At 57.2% G+C, this 16,799-nt stretch carries 9 protein-coding genes and 7 pseudogenes; 6 read left to right on the top strand and 10 right to left on the bottom strand.

Features of this window, described 5'->3' with window-relative positions:
* Positions 1-38: 38 nt before the first annotated feature.
* A complete protein-coding gene (gene potG, locus SGP1_RS07920; RefSeq protein WP_011410787.1) occupies positions 39-1,175 on the bottom strand; it encodes a putrescine ABC transporter ATP-binding subunit PotG in 1,137 nt (378 codons plus the stop codon).
* Positions 1,176-1,302: 127 nt separating this feature from the next.
* Positions 1,303-2,412: a spermidine/putrescine ABC transporter substrate-binding protein PotF gene (gene potF, locus SGP1_RS07915; protein ID WP_011410786.1), complete on the bottom strand. Its 1,110-nt coding sequence runs from the start codon at positions 2,410-2,412 to the stop codon at positions 1,303-1,305.
* 69 nt (positions 2,413-2,481) lie between these two features.
* On the opposite strand from potF, the gene SGP1_RS30655 reads away from it, so the two are divergent.
* Positions 2,482-2,643 carry a hypothetical protein gene (locus SGP1_RS30655; RefSeq protein ID WP_158302355.1) on the top strand — a complete coding sequence of 54 codons (162 nt, stop codon included), beginning with the start codon at positions 2,482-2,484 and terminating at the stop codon, positions 2,641-2,643.
* Between the two features lie 236 nt (positions 2,644-2,879).
* Here the strand turns inward: SGP1_RS30655 and SGP1_RS07910 are convergent.
* Both SGP1_RS07910 and rimK read right to left on the bottom strand, forming a co-directional pair.
* Positions 2,880-3,432: pseudogene (locus SGP1_RS07910) on the bottom strand (YbjN domain-containing protein).
* 245 nt (positions 3,433-3,677) lie between these two features.
* Positions 3,678-4,568 (bottom strand): 30S ribosomal protein S6--L-glutamate ligase, encoded by an 891-nt coding sequence (rimK, locus tag SGP1_RS07905; protein WP_011410785.1) that lies wholly within the window; start codon positions 4,566-4,568, stop codon positions 3,678-3,680.
* A gap of 376 nt (positions 4,569-4,944) precedes the next feature.
* Between rimK and SGP1_RS07900 the strand changes: the two genes are divergently transcribed.
* Complete coding sequence (locus SGP1_RS07900; RefSeq protein WP_011410784.1) at positions 4,945-5,211, top strand: GrxA family glutaredoxin; 267 nt, start codon at positions 4,945-4,947, stop codon at positions 5,209-5,211.
* Between the two features lie 96 nt (positions 5,212-5,307).
* Here SGP1_RS07900 and ybjM read toward each other — a convergent pair whose 3' ends face one another.
* A complete protein-coding gene (ybjM, locus tag SGP1_RS07895; protein WP_050747496.1) occupies positions 5,308-5,565 on the bottom strand; it encodes an inner membrane protein YbjM in 258 nt (85 codons plus the stop codon).
* Between the two features lie 1,604 nt (positions 5,566-7,169).
* On the opposite strand from ybjM, the gene SGP1_RS07890 reads away from it, so the two are divergent.
* Positions 7,170-8,453 carry a serine/threonine transporter gene (locus SGP1_RS07890; RefSeq protein ID WP_011410783.1) on the top strand — a complete coding sequence of 428 codons (1,284 nt, stop codon included), beginning with the start codon at positions 7,170-7,172 and terminating at the stop codon, positions 8,451-8,453.
* Positions 8,454-8,792: 339 nt separating this feature from the next.
* Here SGP1_RS07890 and SGP1_RS07885 read toward each other — a convergent pair whose 3' ends face one another.
* Positions 8,793-9,986, bottom strand: a complete 1,194-nt coding sequence (locus SGP1_RS07885) for a serine hydrolase (RefSeq protein ID WP_041866754.1) — start codon at positions 9,984-9,986, stop codon at positions 8,793-8,795.
* 530 nt (positions 9,987-10,516) lie between these two features.
* Between SGP1_RS07885 and SGP1_RS07880 the strand changes: the two are divergent.
* Positions 10,517-11,142: pseudogene (locus SGP1_RS07880) on the top strand (glutathione S-transferase).
* 14 nt (positions 11,143-11,156) lie between these two features.
* Here the strand turns inward: SGP1_RS07880 and SGP1_RS07875 are convergent.
* The 3 pseudogenes from SGP1_RS07875 to SGP1_RS26880 form a co-directional block, all read right to left on the bottom strand.
* A pseudogene (locus tag SGP1_RS07875) lies at positions 11,157-12,141 on the bottom strand (PQQ-dependent sugar dehydrogenase); the annotation flags it as partial.
* Positions 12,135-12,909: pseudogene (locus SGP1_RS07870) on the bottom strand (ABC transporter ATP-binding protein); the annotation flags it as partial. The pseudogenes SGP1_RS07875 and SGP1_RS07870, both read right to left, overlap by 7 nt.
* Positions 12,899-13,504 (bottom strand): annotated as a pseudogene (locus SGP1_RS26880) (isoaspartyl peptidase/L-asparaginase); the annotation flags it as partial. The pseudogenes SGP1_RS26880 and SGP1_RS07870, both read right to left, overlap by 11 nt.
* A 349-nt stretch (positions 13,505-13,853) precedes the next feature.
* Between SGP1_RS26880 and SGP1_RS07860 the strand changes: the two are divergent.
* Together SGP1_RS07860 and SGP1_RS07855 are read left to right on the top strand one after the other, a co-directional pair.
* Positions 13,854-14,897 (top strand): molybdopterin-binding protein, encoded by a 1,044-nt coding sequence (locus SGP1_RS07860; protein WP_041866753.1) that lies wholly within the window; start codon positions 13,854-13,856, stop codon positions 14,895-14,897.
* 36 nt (positions 14,898-14,933) lie between these two features.
* Positions 14,934-15,687, top strand: a pseudogene (locus SGP1_RS07855) (molybdopterin-synthase adenylyltransferase MoeB).
* A gap of 23 nt (positions 15,688-15,710) precedes the next feature.
* On the opposite strand, the pseudogene rlmF reads toward SGP1_RS07855, so the two are convergent.
* Positions 15,711-16,738 (bottom strand): annotated as a pseudogene (gene rlmF / locus SGP1_RS29340) (23S rRNA (adenine(1618)-N(6))-methyltransferase RlmF); the annotation flags it as partial.
* Positions 16,739-16,799 lie beyond the last annotated feature (61 nt).

Below are 16,799 nucleotides of genomic sequence, written 5' to 3'. Positions count from 1 at the left end.
CGGTGTAGGGTTAGCGTTGGACATCATCTTCCCCTCCCCTAAACCGTAAGCACAATACAACTGTCCGCGTCCCAGCACAGGTTTACCTGGTCGCCCCAGGTGGGCGCGCCTTTACGGTAACGGTGGGTATTGGTCAACTGGGCACTGATGATATGCCCGCTGTTCAGGCGGACGTGATAAATGGACAAATCCCCCAGGTAGGCGATATTGATCACCTCACCAACGGCGAAGTTACAGCCGTCTTTGGGCACGCCCTCACATAGCATGATTTTCTCCGGCCGCAGCGCGACATGGACCGGGACGCCGTCCACCACCGATACATCGGTATTGACCCGCAGTGGCAACAGCAGACCCGGGCTTTGCAGGATAAGCGCGTTGTCCGAACGCGCTTTGAGCAGCCCCTCGAACATGTTCACCGACCCGATAAACTCGGCGCTGAAGCGACTGTTAGGATGCTCATATATCTCCTCCGGCTCACCGATTTGCACAAATTTGCCGCGGTTCATGATGGCAATACGGCCCGCCATGGTCATCGCTTCTTCCTGATCGTGGGTAACCATGATGCAGGTCACGCCGACCCGCTCAAGAATATCCACCACTTCCAGCTGCATGCGGTCACGCAGCTTTTTATCCAGTGCCCCCATCGGTTCATCCAGCAGCAGAAGCTTGGGCCGTTTGGCCAGGCTGCGCGCCAGGGCCACCCGCTGGCGCTGGCCGCCGGAAAGCTGATGCGGCTTGCGCGCCGCAAATTCCTGCATATGCACCATCGCCAGCATCTCTTCCACCCGCAGTTTAATCTCCGCACGCGGCAGCTTGTCCTGCTTCAGGCCAAAGGCAATGTTCTGCTCCACCGTCATGTGGGGGAACAACGCATAGGACTGGAACATCATATTAATGGGCCGTTGATAGGGCGGCGTATGGGAGAGATCCTGACCATCGAGGACAATAGCGCCGTGGGTCGGCGCCTCGAAGCCCGCCAGCATCCGCAACAGCGTGGATTTGCCGCAGCCGGAAGCGCCCAACAGGGCGAACATTTCCCCTTTATAGATGGTAAAACTGACATTATCCACCACCATCTGCCCGTCAAAGCTTTTGGTCAGGTTGCGGATTTCCAGTAATGGCGTCACCATTTTGCGGGCGCTGTTGGACGGCGGACGGGGTATGGCATCGTTCACTAACATCACTCTCCGGTATCGGCGGGGGCAGCGGACCGGCTCAGCCGGCGTATCGCCGCAAACAAAGCATAACAGGCGGGGGGTGAGCCGCCTGTCGGTTAAGGTAAGCGTAGCGTAATTCGCCGGATTATTTGCCGCTTTTTACTTTGGTCCAGGCGCGGGTAATCACTCGGTCGATTTTCGGCGGCTGCACTTTCAGCGTAAACAGTTTGGCGCGCACGTCCGCCGGCGGGTAAATACCAGGATTGTCACGCACTTCCTGATTTACCAGCGGCGTGGCCGCCTTGTTGCCATTGGCGTAGAAGATCTGGTTACTGGCGTCGGCAATCACCTGCTGCTCCAGAAGATAGTTAATGAATTGGTAGGCTTCATCGAGATTTTTGGCGTCCGCCGGAATGGCCAGCACGTCAAAAAACGCCAGCGCCCCCTCTTTCGGAATCGAATAAGCGATGTTTACGCCATTTTTCGCTTCCTTGGCCCGATTGGCGGCCTGCATGACATCGCCCACCCAGCCGATGGTGACACAAATATCGCCGTTCGCCAGGTCGTTAATGTATTGAGAAGAGTGAAAGTATAGAATACTCGGTCGCAGTTTCAGCAACAGATCGGTGGCCGGCCCAGTATAATTGGCGGCGTTGTCGCTGTTGGGATCTTTACCCAGGTAATTGAGCACCGTTGCGTAAATCTCGAAAGGCGCGTCGAGGAATGACACGCCGCAGCTTTTCAGCTTTGCCAGGTTTTCTGGTTTCAGCACCAAATCCCAGCTGTTGACCGGCGCGTCTTTGCCCAGCACCGCTTTGACCTTCTCGACGTTATAGCCGATACTGGTCGTGGCCCACATATAGGGAACGGCATATTTGTTATCCGGATCGTGGCAGCTGATGAGTTTGAGCAGCTCCGGGTCGAGATTTTTGTAATTGGGCAGTTTGCTCTTATCCAGCGGTTGGAAGACACCGGCCGACAGCTGACGCTCCAGGAAGCTCGCAGAGGGCACCACAATATCAAAGCCAGTACTACCGGCCATCAGTTTCCCTTCCAAAACCTCATTGGAATCGAAAACGTCATAGACCACCTTGATGTCGGTTTTCTTTTCAAAATCAGGGACGGTATTCGGCCCGATATAATCTGACCAGTTATACACGTGCAGCGTTTTTTGCTCCGCGGACGCAGACGCAGAAACGGCCATCAGTAAGCCGGCAATCGCACCGGTAAGCCATGATTGACGTTGGGTGAACATCCGTTACTTCCTCCCTAAAACCTTCATCACAATACGGAGCTTATGTCGTAGCGCCGATCCAGGTCATCTATGATAAGCGCAATCCCGGCATTCCAGGGCGGCTTGTACGGTAAACCCGCCGCACCACGGCCGGTTCCTTTTGGCGAGCATCGACGCTGCGTAGCGCAATACCCCGCGGCGCCTGTCGCCAGCATAACTGCACAGGCGTTCCTGCGCCAGCATCCGGCGTAAAAAACGACTTTAAGTGACTAATTATTCATTTTGTGGTATTTTAGGGTGACAACCGAGGGAGCGTGGCAGATAAAATAGCGAAAAAACAGATTCTCACAGTATAAAAGCCACATTCAATGAAAAAAGGCAGGATAACGACTTGACGCCGCCGATCCACTCCCTTATGCCGCAGGCGTTGAAGAAGTGGACGTTGAAAAGGCAGGATTCGGAGCGCTGGGCACCGACAATCGCGCGGCCTAAGAGGGCACACCTAAGCGGAATAGGTGCTTCATCGCGTCAGTACGAAAAAGGCCCGGGCTGCACGCGAGTTCGTGGATAACCGGCGCCGAAGGGGCATGGGCGTCGTTGTCATCGTCTTCGCCCATAAACAGCAGATCGTTGGCGCGCGCTTCCATGATGAGCATGGAAATCTGCTCCTCGGCCTGCTGCATGAAATGGCGGAACTGGCCGAGGGTGACCCCGGCGGCGCTGACCAGGGCCTGGCAGGCCACAAGTTTGTGGCAAATTATCGTCCTGAATGTCGATAAACGCTTTCACCGTCAGCGAACTGGCGTTGATCTGACTCAAATCTCCCACTAGCGCGATAAGAGCCGTCGGCTGTACCTCCGCCATGGCGGAAAACAAGATGACATTGTCAACCATATCAACCTTTGCATCAAAAATGCCGTCGAAATTCTGCATATGCGGCAGATGCAAAACCTGGCAGGAGTCACATTCATAGAATGACAAATTCAGCTTCTCCAGCCAGCGCTTCAGGATATCCAGATCCGATACGACAAGTGAATCTATATAAGGCCAACCTCTTCTCTTAGTGTGAAACGGGGCATAGCTTACGGAATAATAAATAGTAGCGCTATGGCCAAATGCAGCAATTTCACCTTCCCTTAGCCGAGATTGGCGACAATGGGGCGAATTCGACTGCCGCTGACCGCGCCGGCAAACAAATAGACGATTGATTTTTAAGCAATCCCCGGGCAGGGGGAGTCACCGACGCCCCGCGCGCCGATTTTTTCTGAAAAACAGGTTATGTTCGCTTAGCGCGAGGATCGGTCGGCGAGACGCGCTTCAATAAACGTGATCATCAGGGTCGCGATATCCATATCGCTGGCGGCTTCTATCCCTTCCAGCCCCGGGGACGCGTTCACCTCCATCACTAACGGTCCCCTCTTTGCGCGCAGGATGTCCACGCCAGCGACGTTAAGGCCCAGCGCCGCTGCGGCGTGAATCGCCACCGCCCGCTCCGCCGCGCTAATGGTCACCGCCCGCGCGCTGCCGCCGCGATGCAGATTGGAGCGAAAATCCCCCTCTTTGGCATGGCGTTCGATTACCGCCACGACCTTATCGCCTATCACCAGACAGCGGACATCTCGCCCGCCGGCTTCGGCGACAAACTCCTGCACCAGGAATTGCGCTTTCAGGCCGCGAAACGCGTCAATAACGCTTTCCGCCGCCTGCCGCGTCTCCGCCAGTACGACACCTATGCCCTGCGTTCCCTCCACCAGCTTCACCACCAGCGGCGCGCCGCCCACCATAGTGATGAGATCGCCGGTATCGTCCGGCGAATCGGCAAAGCCGGTAATGGGCAGGTCTATGCCCTGACGTGCCAGCAATTGTAACGAATGCAATTTGTCCCGCGCGCGAGTGATCGCCGCCGATTCGTTAAGAGCATAGCTGCCCAGCATCTCGAATTGGCGCAGCACCGCGGTGCCATAAAAGGTGGTCAACGGGCCAATACGCGGGATCACGGCGTCGTAATGTTTCAGACGCCGGCCACGGTAGTGAATCGAAGGGGCTGCACTGTTGATATTCATATAACAGGAAAGTGGATCGATAACGTCGACCTTATGGCCTCTGGCCTGAGCGGCCTCGCGCAGCCGGCGGCAGGAGAACAGGGTCCCATCGCGGGAGAGAATGGCTAGTTTCACACTTTATCCAAGCAAAGTATAGCGTTGGCAACATCATAATCCCGCGACCGGCGGGGGTCGAGAAAAGATTCGGCCTGCGCCGCAAGGCAACGTCAGCACGCCATGTTCCACACGGATAAGAGGCTGACGGCAGTCGTGCGGGTGCGGCCGTGCCACTGAAGCCTGCCGCTCTCGCCCCCATCGATGTCTCGCCGCCAGCACCCCACCGCCGACATCTCCTCTGCGCCCGCTGTGGCAAAGATTGGTTAAGGGTATGGGATCGAGAGGTAATTTCTGCTTTTTTTACCCGCCGGGGCAGGCATAGTGATCCGCGGCAAAAAAAGCAGCGCGCCACGCGCTTGCCGTTACGATATTCGCTAATGTATGAGGAGTGGTTATGTTTGCAGTCATTTTCGGTCGTCCGGGTTGTCCTTATTGTGTACGTGCTAAATCGCTGGCTGAAAAACTGACCGCGGAACGGGATGACTTCACCTACCGTTATATTGATATCCACGCCGAAGGCATCTCGAAAACCGACCTGTCGAAAACCGTCGGTAAGCTGGTGGAAACGGTACCGCAGATTTTTGTCGATCAGATCCATATCGGCGGCTGTACTGATTTTGAAGCTTACGCCAAAGAAAACCTAAGCCTGTACTCATCCTGACAACGGCTAGAGCGCCCGTCGCTGGCGGGCCGCATGGGCTGAACGAACGTTACCGCTTACCCCGTCAACCGCAGGCTCAATGCACCGGATGGTGCATCAGCATCCGGCGAAGCAGCAGCCCAGCGCGCCGAAACCACACCAGAATACGGCGCTCAGCAAATAGGTTACCTGCTGCCACAGACTGTAGCCGGTCTCCAGGCCGAGACTGAACAGCGGCCAGCAGATCGCCGCGGCCATCACACCACCCAATAAGGGATGAACCAGCTTATTGTTGCCCGCCAGCAGCGCGCCGAAAATACCGGGCAACATAAATAGCATCAGGCCGAACTGCCCGCCGTGTCCCTCCCCGGCCAAGGCGACCAGAGCGGTTTTTTAACTAATAAAGATCAGCACGAAAATTAGCGTGCTGGCCGCAATACCTGCGTTATGCCGGTGAATCGCCATGGTCGCCTTCCTCATAGATACCCGCCACGATGGCGGCAATAATGCCTGTTTCCCGGTGTAAAAAAGCAAACGCCCCCCAGATTCAGGGGCAGACATCCCGGCAGACGGTCCAAAAGCCGTCTGACTATTGGCATTCAGTTGCCTCTATTCGCGTCGCAGCATGTAAGGTCTCAGGAGGTCAGGCAAGCCTGGCCACCGGAGATAGTGGTTAAATAAATTTAACGGGTAACTTTAACTATATCAAGGTTTTGAAGGTAAAATTTTGGTTACGCTTTCGCAGGTATTAGGTCATATTATTGTTACAAAGCACTGCGAAAGTGTTAGCAATTTGCTGCCGGGCGCCGACCCACATCGCGAGGGTGCCAACGCAGCGCAGGCTAACCCGATAAAAGCGTTAAACTTTTCATAAAATGGCTTGATGGTGAGGGCGTCAAAGGCCGGCGCGTCTTTTTCCGCTTTAGCGACCAAGAGTTATTAACTGGTTAACGTGCTGTCACGGTGTATGAAGCGCTTTGGCGGGCCTCGAAGGCCAGCGCTCGCCCTGGCTGCGTGTCGACAGCCTCCGGGACCGGACGCCGGCGTTTGCCCCGCGCGGAAGGTGGGTGCACGCGGCCATGCGGACATTTTCCGGGCCCGGCACGCTGACTACTGTTCGGCCAGGGGGGGCGAGCGCGCTTACCGAGCGTAAAAAAATATTTCCCGCGTCGGCAGAACTTTTGCCCCGCCTCCCGGTCCTACTTTATGCCACTGCTTTTCTTTGATGTCCCCATTTTGAGGAGCCCAAGCGTCCCGCCTATTAGGTTCAAGACGCTTGGTTTTTTTATTCCTCTATCCCATTGCCCTTGTCATCCCTTTTTATAAAAAACGCCTCTCGGGCAAAATATCGCTAGCGGGTATACCCCAACCTGCGAGGCGTTCGTCGTCTATCGCCGTCAAGTGCGGACGTAGCGCAAGCCAAAATATCGGTATATTGGGACCACGCAACATTTAATCTTCATGGCGAATGAGTCAAATTTCATACACTATTGTCGCGTTTGCACAATTAATCACCATCGGTTGCATATTTTTCCCGCAGAAAATATAAACTCCCGCCTCAGACTTTTTTATGAGCAATATTTACTCACTCTTTTTATACGTTAATTTTACACGCCGCGCGCGAAATTAACAAAAATCGACCAAGAAAGAAAAACCTGACAAAATATAAATTAACATCTTGAAATATAAGAAATAGCATAAATTTATCAGCCGTAAACTCTTATGCCATTGCTCATTAATTGACTCACAGCAGGGAATATTATGCCTTCATCGGTTGTTGCAATTAATTATTCGACCGGCGTCAAAAAAAATGGTATCAACGCTGGAAGTGACAAATAAACACTTTATTATCCCCCCGAAGATTACCGATGATTCGACAACATATAATTGAACAACATAAATATAATCATATTAAACAGAGTAACGGCGACGGCTATTATCAATCACCGGTCAGCCTTTGCATTATATTCGGAGAATTTATGGACATAACAAAAGCTTCCCCCGCACGGGCGATCCCGTCCGATGCGTCCTGGCGTAAAACTGATACGGTCTGGATGTTGGGGCTATATGGCACGGCGATTGGCGCCGGCGTGCTATTTTTACCCATCAATGCAGGTATCGGCGGGCTTCTGCCACTGCTTATAATGGCGCTTATCGCCTTTCCCATGACCTTTTTCGCCCATCGGGGCATGACGCGTTTTGTGCTGTCGGGCAACGGCAAATGCAATGACATTACCGATGTCGTCAAGGAACATTTCGGCAACCGCGTCGGTAACCTGATTACGCTGCTGTACTTTTTCGCTATCTATCCCATCCTGCTGGTTTACAGCGTCGCCATCACCAATACCGTCGAGAGTTTTATCGTACATCAGCTAGGTTACAACGCGCCGCCGCGGGCGTTATTGGCGCTGCTGCTGATAGTCGGGCTGATGATGATCATCTGGCTTGGCAAGGACATTATTGTGAAGTCCATGAGCGTTCTGGTGTTCCCGTTTGTGGCGGTACTGGTGTTTTTGTCGTTTTATCTCATTCCGTACTGGAGCGGCGCAATTTTCCATTCCCCGCTGGTGCAGCCCCAGGCCGACGGCGGCGGACTGCTCAGCACCCTGTGGCTGGCGGTGCCGGTCATGGTGTTTTCGTTTAATCATTCCCCCATTATCTCCTCATTCGCGATGTCAAAACGCGAAGAATATGGCGAAGGGGCCGAGGCAAAATGCGCCCGCGTTTTGGCCTGTAGCCACGTAATGATGGTGCTGACGGTAATGTTTTTCGTTTTTAGCTGCGCCCTTAGCCTCTCGCCGGAAAACATGCAGGAAGCCAAAGATCAAAATATATCCATGCTGTCGTACCTTGCCAACCACTTTGATAATCCGTTCATCGCCTCACTGGGGCCGATTATCGCTTTGGTGGCTATTGCCAAATCATTTCTCGGCCACTATCTCGGCGCTAGTGAAGGTTTTAGTGGGCTGGTAACCTCGGCATTACAGGCCCGCGGCAAGGAAATTTCCGCCAGCACGATGAGCAAGGTCACCGCCGTATTCATGCTGCTGACCGCCTGGCTGGTGGCCACCATTAACCCCAGCATTTTGGGGATGATTGAAACCCTGGGCGGCCCCATCATTGCCATGCTGCTGTTTTTAATGCCGATGTACGCTATTCATAAAGTGCCCGCCATGACGCGCTACCGCGGTTTGGCAAGTAATTACTTCGTTTGGGCGATTGGGCTTATCGCACTGACCGGGACAATTTACAAGCTGATGTAATAATAAACGCGTCCGGCGTCCGGCGACAGTCCTGCCACCCCGGTGGCGTAGCGCCGGTGGCTTCGGGTGTGATGCAGTAACGGCGCCCACAGCAAAAGCGCCGGCGGCAGCGATAAGCAAGGCACTGCCGGCACTGCGCTGGAGGTATCAAGTCAAGGCGCATCGGGCGGCCGTAACACCATAAGCATGGGGATTAACGCAGACCCGCCGCACTGTGCTAGAAGCACCGGCTCACGCAGCACCCGCGTCGCCATAAAATGGATGAGCCTAGGTCCGATTGACGTGGCGGCCGACGACAAAACGGCGTGGTGACAGCACGCCGCGCCATCTCACCGCAGGTTAGCTGAACAGACTATGAACTTTCAGCAGGATCCAGTCCCACAGCGTGCGGAATATGCCGCCTTTCTTCACCTCTTCCATCACCACCAGCGGCCGCTGCTCGATAACCTTGCCATCAAGGCTAAAATCGATGGTGCCCACGACCTGATCCTTGGCCAGCGGCGCCTCCAGGTGCGGGGAGGACAGCGTAAAGGAAGCCTTCATGTTTTTCAATTGCCCTTTCGACAAGGTAATGGCCGCATCCTGGGCCACGCCCAGATTCACCTGGCTGCGATCGCCGAACCACACCCGTTGCTGGGTAAACGGTCGGTCCTTCGGCACCGGCATGACGGTTTCATAAAAGCGGAAGCCCCAGGTCAGCAGCTTCTCGCTTTCGCGAAAGCGAATGCCATCGGTCGGGGCGCCGAGCACGACGGAAATGAGCCGCATACCATTATCGGTGGCTGACGCCACCAGATTGTGGCCGGCGCCGCTGGTGTAACCGGTTTTCACGCCGTCGACGGTCAGGTTACCGCTCCATAACAGACGATTACGATTGGGCTGTTTGATTTTGTTGTAGGTGAATTCTTTCTCTTTATGCAGCGCGTATTCGTCCGGAACATTGCGGATCAGCGCCTGGCTGAGAATGGCCATATCCCGCGCGGTGCTGTACTGCCCTTCCGCGTCCAGGCCATGTACCGTGAGAAAGTGGGTATTCTTCAGCCCGAGCGCTTGAGCGTACTGATTAATCAGGCTAACGAAAGCGTCCTGGCTACCCGCAACGTGATCCGCCAGCGCAATACTGGCATCGTTGCCGGACTGGATGACGATGCCTTTGTTGAGATCGTCAACCGTGACCTGCTCGCCCGGTTTGAGAAACATCAGCGACGAGCCGCGCAGCACCGGATTGCCGGTAGCCCAGGCATCCTTTCCGATAGTCACCTTGTCCGTCGGATGAATTTTGCCGGCCTTCATCGCCTGCCCAATCACGTAGCTGGACATGATTTTAGTGAGGCTCGCAGGATCAAGACGCTGATCGGCGTTGGCTTCCGCCAGCACCTTGCCGCTCTGATAATCCATCAGAATATAGGCACGGGCGTTAATTTCCGGCGCGGCGGGTGGGGCGTCGGCGCCACGAACGGCAGGGACGGCAAGCAGGAGCAGGGTGCCCAAAGCAAGGGCATAACGTTGATTGCTGAGGACAGGTTTCATCATGACGAGGCCAGAGTATCCATTCAATAAGAGTCACCGCGTGTAATCCGGTGGCGGATGTTGCGCGCATGGCCGGCAACAGGCCGCGCGCATGTCTATATCATGTTCTAGCAATGATAATCTAATCGAAACCGTTTAACTTTGCCGCATTGGCGCGCGCGCGTCAGCCCTTTTATTGTCAATTTTTTCAGCGCCCGTAAAGCGCGGGGAAAAAAAACGCCCGGCAGGCCGGGGCAATTGATTAAACCCCGCTAATCGGTCACAGTAGACACACTGTTTACCCGTAGCGCTATTTGCAAGCGAACAGCATGTAAACACCCATAATAAAGAATTAGCCGGCGGTAACCTTGGCGCCGGCGGAAAAATCGTCACCTGCGTACCGTTCAAGAGCCCGCGTGCACCGCCTCCCGCTTTTGGCGGCCTGCGCGCGGTCGTCGGCGCACTGCCCGGGTATGGCGCATCGCTGAAGGTTGCCTGCCCGCCGCCGTCGACAGGGAAAGCGTAAAACTCATCATTTCGCTGTTGGAGGCGTTATGTTAACGATTTGGGGTCGCGAGAATTCAGTCAATGTCAAAAAGGTGCTCTGGTGCGCGTCGGAGCTGCAGCTGGTATTCAATCTCATCCCGGCGGGGGGCAATATAGCAAGAATCAGGATGCGCCCTTTCTGTCGCTGAATCCTAACAGCCTGGTCCCCTGCCTGCAGGATAATGAAAACGATTTGGTCCTGTGGGAATCCAATACTATCGTGCGTTACCTCGCCGCTCGCTACGGTCAGGATGTCTGGCTTCTCACCGATGCCGCTGAGCGCGCCCGCAATGAAAAATAGATGGACTGGACGCTTTCGCTGCTGGCGCCCGCTCTGCAGCCGCTGTTTATCTCACTGGTGCGCACGCCGGCCAAACAGCGCGATCCCGAGGCTATCGCCCGCGGCATCGCAGCGTGTGAAAAGCCGTTCGCCGTGGCCGATGGCGCGCTTGAAAAACAGCCGTGGTTTGCCGGCGAGGCTTTTGGCATCGTCGACATTCCCCTGGGGTGTCTGACCTACAACTGGTTTAATCTGCCGCTTGAGCGACAGCCCCGGCCGCGGCTGGAGGCCTGGTACCAGGCGCTGTGCGAGCGGACGGCCTATCAACAGCGGGTAATGTTGCCGCTCAGTTGACACCAATCCACGGCTTATTCTTCCTGCAGGCCGACCCGCAGCAGCTTACCGTTGCGTTCATCGATCAGCACGTAGAGGTAACCATCGGTGCCGGCGCGGACATCGCGGATGCGCTCTGTGCGATCCGTCAGTAAGCGCTGCTCCGATACGACCTCATTTCCCTTCAGACTCAGGCGCAACAGCACCTTGGTTTTTAGCGCGCCGATAAATAGCGAATGCTGCCAGGCGGGAAAGCGATCGCTTTGGTAAAACGCCATTCCTCTGACCGCCGGCGAGTGTTGCCAAAACCAGACTAGCTGATCGGTTCCCGCGACAATGCCGCCACACGCCTCGGGGATCTTTAATCCGGAATAATTGATGCCATAGGTGGCAATCGGCCAACCGTAATTGGCGCCTTTATGCAGGATATTGATTTCATCGCCGCCGCGCGGACCGTGTTCATTTTCCCACATATCGCCGGTCCAGGGATTCATGGCTAACCCCTGGGGATTGCAGTGGTCATAGGTCCAGATTTCCGGCCGCGCGTTCTCCTGATGCACAAACGGATTATCCTCCGGCACGTCGCCATTGCCGTGCAGACGCACGACTTTACCCTGATGTTTGCTCAGGGACTGGGCCATGGGGGGCGGCGGTTATTTTCCCCAGACTGATGTAGAGCATGCCCTAGAGGTCAAACGCCAGCCGTCCGCCAAAATGCTCGCCGCTGGACAGCTTCGGGCCCTGGCGGAAGATAATTTTAACATCGATAAGGTGACGGTGGTCCTCTGACAGGCGGCCATAGCTGACCGCCGTGCCCGCATCCTGTTTGCCCTGTTCGGCGAAACTCAGGTAAATGCGCCGGGATTGCGCAAAATCCGGCGCGGGCAGGACGTCGAACAGCCCTCCCTGGCCGTGGGCATACACCGCCGGCACCCCGTTAATCGGCGGCGACAGCGGGGTGCCGGGTTGCCAGTAGCGTAGCCGGCCCGGTCGTTCGGTAATCAACATCCCGCCGGCATCGCCGTCGGCGCCTGCGTATACGGATGGTGCGGTCGGTGAAACACGTCGTCGGCCGGCGTGGATTCCACGTCATTGCCCTGATACATCACCAGCACCCGATCCTCCATTTCCACCACCACGCCCATATCGTGGGTTATAAACATCACCCCCATGTGCATTTTCCTGCTGCAGCAACCGTATCAATTGCAGGATCTGCGCCTGAATGGTGACATCCAGCGCGGTCATGGGCTCATCGGCGATAAACAACGCCGGCCTGCACGACAGCTCCATGGCAATCATGAACCGCTGACGCATCCCGCCCGACAGCTGATGCGGATAGCAGTCGAGGACATTGCGCGCCTCGGGGATCCGTACCAGATCCAACATATGCAGCGCTTCGCGTCTGGCGCTGCGATGATCCTTGCCCTGATGCAGACGAATGGATTCCGCTATCTGCTCGCCGACCGAGAAAACCGGGTTCAATGACGTCATCGGCTCCTGGAAAATCATCGCCATATCCGCGCAGCGCAGCGAACGCAGCGTGGGGGCTGAGGCGCGGCGCAGATCCACCACCTGTCCCGAGCGCCGGTGGAACAGCAGTGTACCGCTATCGATGCGTCCTCCCCCCAGCTCCACCAGCCGCATGACCGACAACGACGTAACGGACTTTCCCGACCCCGACTCGCCGACAATAGCTAAAGTTTCGCCGCGATTAACGTCGAAAGAAAGATTACGCACCGCGTCAACACGCGGTCCTTCGCGCTGAAACTGGACGCTGAATTTGGTCAAAGATCACCCGCGCGGCCGCCTGCTCCAGGGATAAGCCGGCGTAGTCCACCAGCGCCGCCACCTCATGCGCTGCGGCGGTGCGGATAAACACTTCGCCGCTGCCGGTGCAAAAGACGGCAACGGTAGCGTTGTCCGCATAACAGCCGGCGCCGATGATAGGCGAATCCCCGACCCACCCGCCTGCTTATTGGTCGTGCGCCGGTAGAGGTGGTGGCGGCCAGATTGCCCTGACTATCGCATGCCACGGCCCTGACAGCACTAAACTTACGAACCGGGTAGATCGGATCCGCGGCCGCGCCATCGTGATCGAGTAGCGCGCCACCGTCCGCCGCCAGCGCACGCTGGCGTCCAGCTCATGGGCACCCTGATGGGTGAACACCGCCCCGGTGCCGGCGTTAAACAGAGGGAACTCTTCAAGCAATCGCACCGCTTCCGTGACGGCGTCCAGGGCGCTGCCACCGTTGGCCAGGATTGTCTGGCCGCTGCGGGCTATCGCGTCAAGCGCCTGGCGGTAATCGCGTTCTTTTTCCTCACTCATCGTCTGACACGACAGTGCGCCGGCGCCACCGTGGAGTACTATCACTGCTTTGCTCATTGCAACGGTTACCCAGTCGATACGTAATGATTGGCTCGCCCTGCCGGATACCGGCGCGGGCCGCGGACAATAACGATTCAGGCCATTTAGTGTCAGGCTAAACGTTAACATGTTATCGATTTTTGACTATATGGACGCACTTGGCTGCTGTAAAGTAGAAATACGTGATATTAATCACCCTGATGATATTACATCCATGTGCGGTACCCGCCTTCGCGCCGCGGATCATGGCGCGCGCGTCCACGCATGCACGCCGGCCCGGTTCTCTGGTATCGGGTTCTCTGCCATAATAAGGGCTGCTTAGCATCAGGCGGTTTTCACCGGATCCCCGTTGCTTACAGGAGTTGCCATGGCTTCCACTCCTTCCCCGTTGCTGACGCTTGAGCAGGCGTTGGCCACTATACTCGACACCGTCGACACGGTCACGGCGACCGATATCGAGAACGTGCCCTTGACCAACGCCTGCGGTCGCATCAGAGCCGAACCTATTGTTTCGCCGGTCAATGTGCCGCCGTTTGACAATGCCGCCATGGACGGTTATGCCGTCAGACGGGCAGACCTCGCGCCGGGCGCGGCGTTGCCTGTGGCGGGACGGGCGCTGGCGGGGGTGCCGTTCACCGGCCCCTGGCCTGCGGGCAGTGCGCTTCGCATCATGACCGGCGCGCCGACCCCGGCCGGCGCCGAGGCGGTCATCATGCAAGAATACGCGGAGGTCAGCGAACAGGGTGTGCGGTTTAGCGTTTCACCCGCCGCCGGCGAAAATATCCGTCGGGTCGGCGATGATATTCGTCAAGGAGACGAGGTGCTGCCGGCGGGCCGGCTATTACAGGTGGAGGAGCTGCCGCTGCTGGCATCCCTGGGCATCGCCTCGGTACGCGTCTGCCGCCGTCTGCGCGTGGCCTTGTTTTCCACCGGCTATGAACTGCGGCCGATCGGCGCACCGCTGGCCGCCGGCGAGATCTACGACACCAACCGCTTCGCCATCAGGCTGATGCTCACCCGGTTAAGCTGCGAGGTCATAGATTTAGGGATTATCGCCGACGATGCCGCCGCCTTACATGAAGCGTTTCGTCAGGCGGACAGCCGGGCGGATTTACTCATCACCAGCGGCGGCGTGTCGGTCGGTGAGGCGGACTATACCAAAACTATGCTGGAAGAATTGGGGCATATTCATTTCTGGAAACTGGCGATGAAGCCCGGCAAACCCTTCGCCTTCGGCCGGCTGGATTTTCAACGCGGCTGCTACCGCATAGACACCGCGGGCGATGTGGCAGTCGCCAGTACCGGTCCGCAGGGATCCCATGTGTTCAGCTCCTTCGCCAACGTCAACTGCTTTATCGTGCTGGAGCAAGCGCGCGGCGACGTGGCCGCCGGCGAATGTGTGACCATATAACCGTTCAATAGCCTGCTGCAAGGCTGAGGAGTCTGGATGGCGGCGGAATTAACTCATCGGGAGATGCTGCGCTACAACCGCCAGATTATGTTGCGCGGCTTCGACTTTGACGATCAGGAACGGCTGAAAGCGAGCTGTGCACTGATTGCCAGGCTCGGCGGGTTAGGCAGCGCAGTGGCGCTGTATCTGGCCGCCGCCGACATCGACCGGCTGGTGTTGTGGATTTCGATACCGTCTCGCTATCGAATTTGCAGCGTCATGTATTGCATAACGACAGTCGCATCGGCCAGAGCAAAGTCACATCGGCCCGTCAGGCGCTCGCGGCGTTGAACCCGCACGTGACACTGACGACGGTGGACCGCGCACTGGATGATGAGGCGCTCTCTGCGCTGCTGATCGAATGCAACATCGTGCTGGATTGTACCGACAACGTCGAGGCGCGCGAACAGTTTAACCACTGCTGCTATCCGCGCCGTGTCCGTTGATTTCCGGCACGGCGATCCGGATGGAGGGGCAAATCAGCGTTTTCCTCTATCAGCCGGGCGAGCCGTGCTACCGCTGCCTGAGCCGGTTATTCGGCGCCGAGAGTCTGACCTGCGCTGAAGCGGGGGTAATGGGGCCGCTGGTGGGCATCATCGGCGCGCTGCAGGCATGGAAGCCGTCAAGGTGTTAACCCGATTACGGGCAATCCCCGGTGGGTAAACTGGTGATGTTGGATGCCATGATGCTGCAACTGCGGGAAATGCGGCTGCAGCGCCATCCCCACTGCGAGATCTGCGGCACACCCTGAGCGGCCGCGCCTTCATCGCGCCAGCGGCGCGCGGCCCAGTCCGCCTGCCCCGCCGCATCAAAAAAACTCCAGGCGACAAACTGGCTGATTTTCTGCCCCTGTCCCATCGGCACCGTACGCACCGCACGGGCGCCCGCCTGTTCGATGGCGCGATACAGCGGTGTTAACGTCGTGTTCTTCGACACCAGCGTGGTAAACCACAGGCATTGCCGGGCGCAGGCGACGCTTTCCGCAACCGTGCGGCGCACAAAGGCCAGCTCGCCGCCGGGACACCATAGCTCATTGTGCAAGCCGCCAAAATTGGGCGTCAACGCATCGGCCTGAGGCGCCGGCGGGCGGCTGTCGGGCGTTTCGTCGTGGTCCTTTGCCCCAGAGGTTTTCTCCGGCGATGCCGGGTCGACCGCGCCAGATTGACCTGCTTGCGGCGGGTGCTGTCCAGAGCCTCTTACGCCAAGGCATGAAACGGCGGATTGCACAGGGTGGCATCGAACCGTTCAGCCGCGCCGATGATGCCGTCAAAGATAGCCGCCGGCTGGCGCTACCGACGCAGGCGCAGCGCCCCCGCCAGCGACGGATTCATATCGACAATCTGTTGCGCCCAGCGTAGCGACGGCGAATCGATATCCGATCCAGTGAAACGCCAGCCGTATTCATGATGGCCGATAATCGGGTAAATACAATTGGCGCCCACGCCGATATCCAGCAGCATCACCCGTCGACCGCGGGGAATACGCCCGCCGTTACCAGACGCCAGCAGGTCCGCCAGATGGTGCAGATAATCCGGCCGTCCGGGTACCGGTGGGCAGAGAAAGCCAGCAGGGATATCCCAGTGGCGCAGGCCGTAATCATGCAGCAATAGCGTGCGGTTGAGCTGGGTCACCGCCGCCGGCGAAGCAAAATCCACCGAAGGCGTCCCCGCCGGGGTCAGCCGCACAAACGGGGCAAGCGGCGGGCAGGCCGCCGCCAGCACGGTGAAATCATAGCCGCCGCAGTGGCGATTGCGCGGATGTAAAGCCGCTTTCTGCGCTGCGGGGGGAAAGGTTTTTGTCACAGCACACTCATGACGTTTAAGCGCGGAATCCGTCTCCCACTGGGGAGACAGGAGTTCAGAC

It is taken from the genome of Sodalis glossinidius str. 'morsitans' (genome assembly GCF_000010085.1).
GTDB lineage: Bacteria > Pseudomonadota > Gammaproteobacteria > Enterobacterales > Enterobacteriaceae > Sodalis > Sodalis glossinidius.
Note: the sequence above shows the minus strand (reverse complement) of the source record. Positions and strands in the feature narration are given on the sequence as shown.